Source organism: Desulfatibacillum alkenivorans DSM 16219, assembly GCF_900142135.1.
GTDB classification, from domain to species: domain Bacteria; phylum Desulfobacterota; class Desulfobacteria; order Desulfobacterales; family Desulfatibacillaceae; genus Desulfatibacillum; species Desulfatibacillum alkenivorans.
Window position 1 is genome coordinate 1 of the sequence record NZ_FQZU01000076.1, and the last position, 11,261, is coordinate 11,261.

At 53.9% G+C, this 11,261-nt stretch carries 7 protein-coding genes; all 7 read left to right on the forward strand.

The genetic code is table 11. The features are described from left to right. Positions 1–919: 919 nt before the first annotated feature. On the forward strand, positions 920–6,085 hold the full coding sequence (locus BUE18_RS28855; protein WP_425290534.1) for an RCC1 domain-containing protein: 5,166 nt from the start codon (positions 920–922) through the stop codon (positions 6,083–6,085). Positions 6,086–6,304: 219 nt separating this feature from the next. Further along, positions 6,305–8,011, forward strand: a complete 1,707-nt coding sequence (gene recN, locus BUE18_RS26805; RefSeq protein ID WP_073479198.1) for a DNA repair protein RecN — start codon at positions 6,305–6,307, stop codon at positions 8,009–8,011. 57 nt (positions 8,012–8,068) lie between these two features. Beyond that, positions 8,069–8,830, forward strand: a complete 762-nt coding sequence (locus BUE18_RS26810; RefSeq protein ID WP_073479199.1) for a ParA family protein — start codon at positions 8,069–8,071, stop codon at positions 8,828–8,830. Between the two features lie 21 nt (positions 8,831–8,851). Then, complete coding sequence (locus tag BUE18_RS26815) at positions 8,852–9,742, forward strand: ParB/RepB/Spo0J family partition protein (RefSeq protein WP_073479200.1); 891 nt, start codon at positions 8,852–8,854, stop codon at positions 9,740–9,742. Positions 9,743–9,752: 10 nt separating this feature from the next. Then, a complete protein-coding gene (locus BUE18_RS26820) occupies positions 9,753–10,271 on the forward strand; it encodes an NYN domain-containing protein (RefSeq protein ID WP_073479201.1) in 519 nt (172 codons plus the stop codon). Between the two features lie 38 nt (positions 10,272–10,309). Next, complete coding sequence (locus BUE18_RS26825; RefSeq protein ID WP_073479202.1) at positions 10,310–10,885, forward strand: hypothetical protein; 576 nt, start codon at positions 10,310–10,312, stop codon at positions 10,883–10,885. Between the two features lie 178 nt (positions 10,886–11,063). Continuing rightward, positions 11,064–11,261: transposase family protein (locus BUE18_RS26830; RefSeq protein WP_139264994.1), on the forward strand; the 198-nt coding region annotated here is incomplete at its 3' end.

Below are 11,261 nucleotides of genomic sequence, written 5' to 3' on the forward strand. Positions count from 1 at the left end.
AGGCCGGCCCAGGAGGCGTCCAGCATGGCTCTGCGTTTGGGGCCGAGATAGGCCCAGGGGTCGAACAGGGGGAGTTGCTTATTGTCACGGATTCGAATCATTGTATTCCTATTAATTATTTGAATTAATTATGGATAGTAGCATAAATCTGATCCTGCGGCAAGCATTATTCCCTATAAAAACAACAAAAAACCGGCCCTGATTGTGGGGGCATTAATCCCGGAAACTTTTTGCCGGGCCATCATCAATAGTCAGGAAAAAAATTGAAGCCGCCGGCCTATGATTTAAATCATCCGGCCCAGCCAAGCGACAATCAGGCTTATATCATAATTCCTCAGGAAATGCAGGCGCCAGGAGTTTTTTCAGCGGAAAAGAAAACTATTGGGCGGCTATATAGATCGGCAAAAAATCGAAGAGAGAAAGAAAGCGCTTTTGATTAAAGGCCTCTTTTTCGATAATTCCTTACGGGATGCCTTCAAGGGTTCCCCGGCACAATAAAAAACAGCCTGAAATACACTATTGACCAACTGCCCCCTGACGAACGCATCCGTCATTATGCTCCGCTAAAAAACATTGCAGAATTGTGGATTTTGCCGATAATATATGATACTATTTTACAGTTATTCGAGGCATTCCATCTGACTCTTAAGTATGTTGCTTTTGGCATTATCTGGCAAACTATTGCTATTAATCCGTTTACCGGCCGGCGTTTGAAAATCCACGGCGCCGTGCAGTGGCTGCAGCAGTTATTTTTTATAATCTTTTTTTCAAAACGCCAACCCAACAAGGCTTACGTGTAATGAAAAAAAACATAAATTCAATTACTTTTAAACAGAACAACCGCCGAGGGAAGCATCCCGCGCCAGCCTTTTCCTCCCGCGTTGTTTTGATGCTTTGGCTTGTGCTTTTTTGTTTTGTCATGCCCACAGCCTCTTATTGCCTGGATAACGACGGCGATTCCATTGCGGACGGCTTTGACAATTGCCCCTATACATCAAACCAGGATCAAGCGGACTCTGACGGAGACGGATACGGCGACGCCTGCGACGACTGCCCTGGAGACATGTATAAAGCAAAGCCTGGCATTAGGGGCTGTGGGAACATCGAGCCTATGATTGCTTCCGTTAGTCATTTTTCAGTGGCAATTAAATCCGATGGTTCTTTTTGGGGCTGGGGGGAAAATTCGGATGGTCAGCTCGCAGACGGAACGTCAATCCGGCGTACAGTCCCAGTCCGGATGAACCTCTTCGATGATATCAAGGCCATTTCTGTGGGATCGGGACACACCCTGATGCTAAGAGCGGATGGGACGGTATGGGCCGTTGGCCGAAACACCCAAGGAGCGCTTGGAGACGGAACCAGTACATACCGGAAAACCCCTGTGCAGGTTTTGGGCCTTGAAAATGTAAAAAGTATAGCCGCCGGCTCTGCTTGTTCGTTCGCCGTGAAATCCGACGGCACGGTGTGGGGATGGGGTCTGAACATTGACGGCCGGCTTGGGGACGGAACCACGGAAAACCATATTTTGCCGGTTAAGAATCCTTTGCTAAAAAACGCCAGGGCAATTTACGCAGGACATAGTCAAGGTTTTGCGCTCAAGAACGACGGCAGCCTATGGGCGTGGGGGGAGAATGAATACGGCCAATTGGGGGACGGGTCTACAACAAACTCGTTGGTTCCCGTGCCCGTATCCTCGTTTGGCAACATTCGTTCCATCAAAATGGGGATTGCCCACACGCTGGCCCTTACCGCCGATGGAAGGGTCTGGGCATGGGGGTACACCTGGGACCAGTTAGGGGACGGCCCTTATAATAGCCGGCTTACGCCGGGGCGGGTTGAAAGCCTGAACGATGTTATAGCGATCTCAGCAGGATACTATCATTCCCTGGCACTTAGGTCTGATGGAACAATTTGGGGTTGGGGAGGCAATGATTATTACCAAACGGGAGCCGGTTCTTCTCTTTTCTATACCACTCCTACACAGATTAGCACCCTCAGCGATATCACCTCCGTTGTTGCAGGACGCAACTATTCCCTGGCCCAGCAGTCAGACGGCCGCATATGGGTGTGGGGGGAAAACTATTACGGCCAGCTTGGCACAGGATCGCTTGGAGGCGGCCCTTTTTATAAGCCCGTATTTGATACGCCCACATTGGTTTATAAAGAGGATTATGAGACAGGCTACTTCTGCATATTCTCTGACGGAGACAGCGACGGCGTGGGCGATGATTATGACAATTGCCTTGTTGAAGCAAACACGGACCAGTTGGACACGGACGGCGACTCCGTGGGTAATGCGTGCGACAGCGATGACGACGATGATGGCGTAAGCGACGCCATGGATAATTGCCCTCTGGCAAAGAATCCGGACCAACAGGACGATGACGGCGACGGATACGGCGACGCCTGCGACAATTGCATTTCGGTCCACAATCCGGACCAGACCAATAGCGACTCCGATGCATTGGGCGACGCCTGCGACAACTGCCCTTTGGCCGCCAACCCGGATCAGGCTGATTCGGACGGCGATGGGTTTGCGGACGCCTGCGACAATTGCATGGATATCCAAAACCCGGATCAGGCGGATTTTGACGGCGACGGGGTCGGCGACATCTGCGATAGCGACGACGACGGCGATTTTGTGGAAGACGCCCTGGATGGCTGCCCCTACGATTTTTTCAAAACAAGTCCCGGCCCCCGTGGCTGCGGCAATACAGAGCCGATGGTCACCGCAGGATCGAAATTTGCAGCAGTCCTGAAAAGCGACGGAACCGTCCGAACATGGGGATATAACGGTTTTGATACTCTCGGCGATGGAACCAGTGTTTTATTCCGCAACTATCCTGTGCAGGTTCTGGACCTTGACGATGTAAAAGCAATTTCTGCCGGCGGCAATTTTATGCTGGCCTTGAAAAGCGACGGCAAGGTCTGGTCATGGGGCTCCGGTTATAGGGGCCAGCTTGGAACAGGATACGATTCTTCCAAAGACCATCCAGTGCAGGTTGTAAACATCGAAAATATCAAGGCGATTGAGGGCGGAAGCATCCATGCACTGGCCCTGGAGGCCGGGGGCGCGGTCTGGGCGTGGGGGTGTAATACTTACGGGCGGCTTGGAGACGGTTCGGAAACAGACGCCCTCGCTCCTGTGCGAGTTTCGAATTTGGATGATGTAAAGGCGATTGCCGCCGGACTCAGCCACTCATTGGCATTGAAATCCGACGGCACGGTCTGGGCGTGGGGGCGCAACAACTGCGGCGAACTGGGAGATGGAACCCTTGAAAACCGAAGCATCCCAGTACAGGTTGAAAATATTAGCGATGTCGTCTCCATTGCCGCCGGGCAGGATTTTTCCCTGGCGCTCAGGTCGGACGGCCTCCTTTGGGCGTGGGGCGAAAATATGAGCGGGAGGCTTGGAGATGGAACGTATACAGACCGTTTGACTCCGGTTCAGGTCACAATAATAAGCAATGTTACGGCAATCGCCGCCGGTGAAGATCACGCCCTGGCCAGGACGTCCGACGGCGCTGTTTGGGCGTGGGGGTTTAATTGGGGCGGCCAGCTTGGATACCCGCCCTACGATCCCAGCAACGTGCCCGTTAAAGTCACCGGGGCGGCCGACGTGGTCATGCTTGCGGCGGGAGAGGAGTTTTCCCTCGCCATGAAAAGCAATGGAACGATTCTGGCCTGGGGAAAAAATGAACACGGGCAGCTTGGGGACGGAAGCGAGACGGACAGGTCCTGGCCTTTGCCGGTTCATGGGGAAGGCGATGCCGGATATCTTTGTCTTTTTTCGGACGCAGACATTGACGGCGTGGGCGACGACTTTGACAACTGCCTCCAGGAGCCGAATCAGGATCAGGTGGATACGGACGCCGACGGCATGGGCAATACCTGCGACAGCGACGATGATGATGACGGCGTGGATGATGCCACAGACAATTGCCCTTTAACTCCAAATGAGCTTCAGACGGACTCGGACAACGACCTCATGGGAGACGCCTGCGACAATTGTCCCCTGGACGCCAACCAGGACCAGGCTGACTCGGATGGAGATGGATACGGAGACGCCTGCGACAACTGCCCGCAAACCGCAGACTCAAACCTCAGCGACGCGGACAATGACGGAGTGGGAGACATTTGCGATAATTGTTCACAGACAGAAAATGAAGATCAAACCGACGGCGATAACGATGGAGTCGGCGATGTCTGCGACAATTGCATCTCCACTGCCAATCCCGATAATCTTGACACGGACGGCGACGGCATCGGCGATGAATGCGATAATTGCCCTTTGACGGCAAGCGGCGATCAGGCTGACTCGGATAACGACGGCGTGGGCGATATTTGCGATAATTGCCCGAATGACTTTTTCAAGAGCGAACCGGGCCTCATGGGATGCGGAAACCCGGACCCCATGGTTTCAAGCTATGCATACTGTGCATTAGCCCTTAAATCCAACGGCACGGTCTGGGCTTGGGGGGCCAACGACTATGGCCAACTGGGAAACGGAACGTGCATAAGCAGTTCCATTCCCATCCAGGTATCCGGCCTTGATTCCATCGTGGCCGTCGCCAGCGGCTATTCCCATTCAGTAGCGCTTAAATCCGACGGCACGGTCTGGGCCTGGGGGCGCAACCATTCCGGACAACTTGGGGACGCCTCCAACACGGACTCACCGATCCCTGTAAAGGTTTCCGTTCTGTCCGGCATTAAAGCCATTGCGGCGGGCAGAGACCACTCGTTTGCAATACAACCCGACGGATCGCTGTGGGCTTGGGGAAAAAATTCATACGGTAGGCTTGGGGATGGAGCCACGAGGGACAGAAACATTCCTGTGCGGGTTATTGATTTTGGCAATGTAATAACGGCCGTCGGCGGCGATTACCATTCCCTGGCCATAAAATCCAACGGCACGGTTTGGGCATGGGGGTTTAATCGTCAATTCCAACTTGGCGACGGAACGGATCAGGGTCGCCTCTCCCCTGGTATAGTATCCGGCCTCACCGGCATGACGGACATTGCGGGCGGCTGGTTCCACTCACTGGCGCTCAAATCGGACGGCACGGTCTGGGCGTGGGGAGAGAATGTCTATTCGCAGCTTGGAATCGGGGCCGCAGACCATAGTGCGGCGCCCGTCCAGGTTCCGGGGATATCAGGAGTCGCGGGAATCGCCGCTGGATCCTTCTTTTCCTTGGCGTACGGATCGGACGGTTCATGTTGGACCTGGGGGGGGAACAGTTACGGCCAAATGGGCGACGACTCGCTCAACCATAAGACCGCGCCCGCTCCCATAGAGAACCCGGTTGATGTGAAGTCCCTGGACGGTGGAACCTTCCATTCCGTGGCCATGAAGGCCGATGGCTCCGTATGGGCGTGGGGAATGAATTCGGATGGCCAGTTAGGTGATGGTACCCATACTGACAGGGCGATTCCCCAGATGGTCCATGGAGAAAACGCCATTGGTTATTTGTGTTTGCTCCCAGACGAAGACCTGGATGGCGTGGGCGACGACTATGACAACTGCGTCCAGGACCCAAACCCGGAACAACTGGATACGGACGCCGACGGGATAGGCAATGTTTGCGACGGCGACGATGATGGAGACGGCGTGGATGACGCCTTGGATAATTGCCCTTTATACGCAAACGCCCTGCAAACGGATGCGGATAACGACGGCGTCGGCGATGAGTGCGATATTTGCCCTGTGGACGCCGACCAGGACCAGACCGACTCAGATGGAGACGGCTACGGCGACGCCTGCGACAATTGCCCACAGACTGCAAATCAGGACCAAGAAGACGTGGATGGCGATACTGTGGGCGATATCTGCGACAACTGCCCCTTTGTTTTCAATACATATCAAGTGGATTATGACCAGGACGGCATAGGCAATAAGTGTCCAAAACGCGGGTCATGCGATCTTAACAACAACAATAAAACAGACCTTGCCGATGCAATCATTTGTTTAAGGATTTCGTCCGGCCGCCCGGCCGGGGTTCCTATAAACCGGAGCTACGCCCTGCACTATGACGGCCGGTTCGGCATTGAAGAAGCGCTGTTTATTCTTCAAAATCTTTCTCAATAGAGGGCTATTTTTACATATGGACCTACGCTTCGCTCCTCTTGCGTAAACAGCGGACAATTAATGACGAATGCCGGGCCTGGTGCATCCTCCTGAATTCCAATAGGATTCGGCCACGGCGTTTTTAAGGATTGACTTTGGGGCGGGATTACCCTATAGATTAGAGCAAATTGCTATTATTTCCGTTGGTTATTATCTCTGGTCCGGGCGGAAAACAATCCCATGCTCGCTGAACTTTCCATCAAGAATTTCGCCATCATAGACGACCTGTCCGTTCGTTTTTCCGATGGCCTTACCGCCATAACCGGAGAAACCGGCGCGGGGAAATCCATCCTTATCAACGCGGTCAACCTGCTGTTGGGCGCCCGGGCTACGCCCAAGATGGTCAGGACCGGCGCCAAGGAAGCGGAGCTGGAAGCTCTTTTTTATGTAGATTCGGACTCTTCGGCGGCGCGCTTTATTGCAGAGCAAGGGGACGTTCCTGAAGACGGGCTCATGGTCCGCAGGGTGATTTCCGCCAATAATCGGCATCGGGTTTACATAAACGGCCGCCTTTCCACCATGACGGCCTTGGGCGAGATAACAGCCTCCCTGGCCAGCATATCGGGCCAGCACGCCCATCAGGGGCTGTTGAAGGAAGATATGCACCTTTTGGTTCTGGACCAGTTCGCCGGTCTCGTTCCGTTGCGGGAAAAGGCTGAAGATCTGTTTAACCAGACCTCGGAGGCCGTGGCCCGCTTGAAAAAGTTGGAAGCCTCCCAAGAGCAGGACGCCAAGGAGCGGGACCTTTTATATTTCCAGAAGGACGAAATCGAAAAGGCGGCCATTCAGCCTGACGAAGACGAAGACCTGGAAGCGGAGAAGAAGCGCCTTAGAAACGCGGAAATGCTTCAGCAAACCTTGTCCGGGGCGGTTGAAGTCCTTTACGGCGGCGAGGGCGCCGTGGTGGATCAACTTGGCATGATCCTCAAAGGGATGCATCAGGCCGCAGACGCGGACCCCACGCTGGAAAGCTTTACCGCCATCCTGGAAGACAAGATGTTCGGGCTGGAGGATTTGGCCTCGGAGCTTCGGGTCCACTTGGACACGATCCAGATGGACGACCAGCGTTTGGAGGAGGTGGAGGACCGGCTGGACTTTTTGTCCAGGCTCAAACGCAAATACGGCGGGTCCCTGGAGGCTGTGGAGGCCTTTTACCGGGATATCGGGAAGAAGCTGGATAAGCTCCAGTCCGCTTCCGGCGACGTCCAGGAGGCCCGGAACCTGGTGAACGATCTTGGGGGCCAACTGGCCAAAACGGTCAAGGATCTGTCGGCCAAGAGGGCCAAGGCTTCGGCCGGGTTTGCCAAGGCGGTTTCCAAAGAGCTGCAATCCCTTGGCATGGGCAAAACCTTGTTTGAGGTTGATTTGTCCTTTTATCCCGCCCCCAGGAACGGAGACGGCCCCCTTTGCGTGGACGGCCATGGAGTGGAAGCCTCGGGCATGGACCGGGCGGAGTTCATGATCGCCCCCAACGTGGGCGAAGAATTGCGGCCCTTAAAAGATATTGCGTCCGGCGGCGAGCTTTCCCGGGTGGTTTTGGCCCTCAAGGTCATTCTTGCCAAGACCGACGCCGTAAAAACTGTTATATTCGACGAAGTGGACGCCGGAATCGGAGGCGCGGTGGCGGACGCCGTGGGTGAGAAGCTCATGGCCCTGAGCAGCAGCCATCAGGTGATTTGCATCACCCACCTCCCCCAAATCGCCCGGTTTGCAGGCCGGCACCTGAACATCGCGAAAAGAGTATCGGGAGGGCGGACTCAGTCCATGCTCACCCCGTTGGACGGGCCGGCCAGGGTGGATGAAATCGCCCGGATGCTGGCCGGCGGCAATATTACGGAGACATCCCGTCAGCATGCCTTGGAACTGCTCGAATCTACAGTTAATTAGGCCTTGAGCAATTCAATCGGCTTTCCAAAGATTTTTTTTTATGTTAGGAACAAAACTATGGGACAAGTGATCTGCATAGCCAATCAAAAGGGCGGCGTGGGCAAGACCACCACGGCTGTCAACCTCTCCGCTGCGTTGGCCGTCGCGAACAAAAAAACCCTGCTGGTTGATTGCGATCCCCAGGGAAACGCCACCACGGGCATGGGCATTGACAAAAGCAGCCTGGAGCAAAGCTTGTATCACGCCCTCATCGGCATGGCCGAGTCTCAGGACCTGGTTATCAATACAGAAATTGATACTCTTTGCGTCCTGCCCGCGAAAATGGAATTGATCGGCGCGGAAATTGAGCTTATTGAAAGCGACCATCGGGAGACCGCCCTGAAAAAGGCCCTGGCCGCCCTTGTCAGCGATTTCGACTATCTGGTCCTGGATTGCCCGCCGTCCTTAAGTTTGTTGACCATCAACGCCATGACCGCGGCCACGGCCATGATTGTGCCTGTGCAATGCGAATTTTACGCCATGGAGGGCTTGGGCCAGTTGTTTAACACCATCCGCCGTATCAAGGGCTCCCTGAACCCCCGCTTGGGCATTGCAGGTATTTTGCTGACCATGTTCGATTCCCGGACCAATTTATCCAACCAGGTGGCGGACGACGTCCTGGGGCATTTTAAAGATGTGGTGTTTAAAACCAGAATTCCAAGGAATGTTCGTTTGGGCGAGGCCCCAAGCCATGGGAAGCCAATAGTCCTTTACGACAAAACCTCCACAGGCGCGGCCAGTTATCTCAATCTGGCTAAGGAAGTCATGGCCTTTGGGTAAAATACTTTGGTGAAATAGATAATGAAAAAAACCGATTCAACAAAAAAAACTAAAAGAAACGTCCTGGGGCGCGGGCTGGACGCCTTTCTTCCGGATGTACCGGTGGAGGCCAAGGAATCCCCGGAGAATTTCTTTGAGTGCGACGTGGACGACATCGTTCCCAACCAATTCCAGCCCCGGACCATATTTTCCCAGGAAGAGCTGGCTGAACTGTCGGAAAGCATTGCGGAACAAGGCGTGATCCAGCCTCTGGTGGTTCGGAAAAATCAGCAGGAATTATTTGAACTGATAGCCGGAGAAAGGCGCCTTCGAGCCTCCAAAATGGCCGGTCTGTCCCGGGTTCCGGTGATCGTGGTGGAAGCCTCGGACGAAAAGGTTCTCCAAATGACCATCGTGGAGAATATCCAGCGTGAAAATTTAAACCCTCTGGAAGAATGCCAAGCCTACCACCGCTTGATGGAGGAATGCTCCCTCACTCAGGAGGAAGTGGCCAAGAGAGTCGGCAAAAAACGCTCCACCGTGGCCAACTTCCTGCGTTTGAAAAATCTGCCCCGCCTGATCCAGGACGGCATTCGCGAAAACGTCATCTCCATGGGCCACGCCCGGGCCATCCTGGGCCTGGAGGAATCTTCCGACCAGTTGACCGCCTATCGCGAAACCGTCAAAAAAGCCCTCTCCGTCCGCGCCACGGAATCTCTTGTCAATCGCCTGAAAAAGGCCAAAGACGCCAAACCCAAGCCAACCGAACTCGACTCCAACGCCATATACATGAACCACCTGTGCGAAGAGCTCTCCCGCCAGTTGGGCGCCAAGGTGGAAATCAGCAAAAACGGCAAGCGGGGCGCCCTTAAAATCGAATTCTACTCCGAACAGGATCTGGACCGGCTCGTCACGCTGCTGAAAAACGCTTAAGGCCTTTATTTTGAGCGTCCATGTGATCATAGACGGGTATAACCTGGCCCACGCCCTCGGTCTATTGGACGGGTTTGGAGGGGACGAGCTGGAGCAGGCCCGGGACGACTTGTGCGGCATGCTGGCCATGTACAAAAAGGCCAAGGCGCACAAGATCACCGTGGTTTTCGACGCCCAATACGCCCCGGAATACGAAACCCGCAACGATACCATTAAAGGCATCCGCATCAAATACTCTCCCCACGGCCGTCTGGCCGATTCCGTAATCAAAAACATGGCCCGCAAGGAAAGGGAGCGGGCCATTGTGGTTTCTTCGGACCGGGACGTGGCCGAAACGGTGCAGGCCAGCGGCGCCGCCGCGGTTTCCAGCCAGGAATTCCAATCCCGGCTTGTGGAGGCCATTTACTTCGCCCAGGAGGCCGACGTTCCCCGCTCCAAGGAGCGCCGCATCGACACCCGCAAAAAGGGTCCCGGCTTTCGCTCCAAGAAAAAACGCCGCAAAACCAAGGCCAAGGCCCAAAAATTGTAGGGAAACCCAGACAAGTAAAAAAAGGAGGAGGGCATACCATGATTCGTTTGAAATACGCGGCCGCCATCGTCCTGATCATTTGCTTCTTTTTGCCCTTAAGCCGGTGCGCAACTACAAAACGCATTCATTCGAAATCGCCGGCAGCAGTTACCCAATCAGGCGAAAAGACGCCGACTTCCGTCACCTCGGCAGACGATTTAGACAAACAAGCCGAGCCAGCTCCAAAGGCTAAAAGGCCAGGAACAAGCCCCAATTTGAAGGTGCACCACTATTTCATTCCCGCCCAAATGCTGGAATGGCAGGACCTTGACTTTTGTTGGCGTGTACTCTCCATCTTCTTTTGGCCCTTGCCTTTCTTTTTCCTTCAAAACAGGTTTTCAGGTCGAAAATGGCCTCGCAGGGTTTTGCTCGTTGGGGAACTGGCTTTGGCTTGTTGGACCGGTTGGTTTCTCCATTGCTTTGTGTATTCCATGGAAACTCTGCCTGCGGGATACGCCGCCTTGATTGCCGGAGGTATTCTCGTTGCATTCCCTGTTCTCAGCGTTTTATCGTCCATGCGTTTCTGGACAGCAAAACGTTTCAAAAACCGGCAAGCACTATTCCAACAAGATTGAATCCCTTATATACCGTCAAATTCCTCAGGGCATACGCATGTAAAAAAAGACGGGCTTCAGGGTGCAGTATATGGTAGCACATCTATAATAACTTGAAATACTTATAAATATTTTTCAACTAGACTTTTTTAAAGCACTGGTGTAAGGTCTGTGGGCGACTTAAACAAAGGAGGCGCTCATGGAAGAACGCACCATAGACCAGTATTTCGAGACCGTGCAAGATCCCCGGCATCATAACGCGCTGCATAAACTAATAGACATCATCGTCATGGCCATATGCGCCGTGGTATCCGGGGCTGACACATACGAGCAAATTGAGAATTTCGGCAAAAAACGAAAGCGATGGCTGTCAAAATATTTGGAGTTGCCTCGCGGC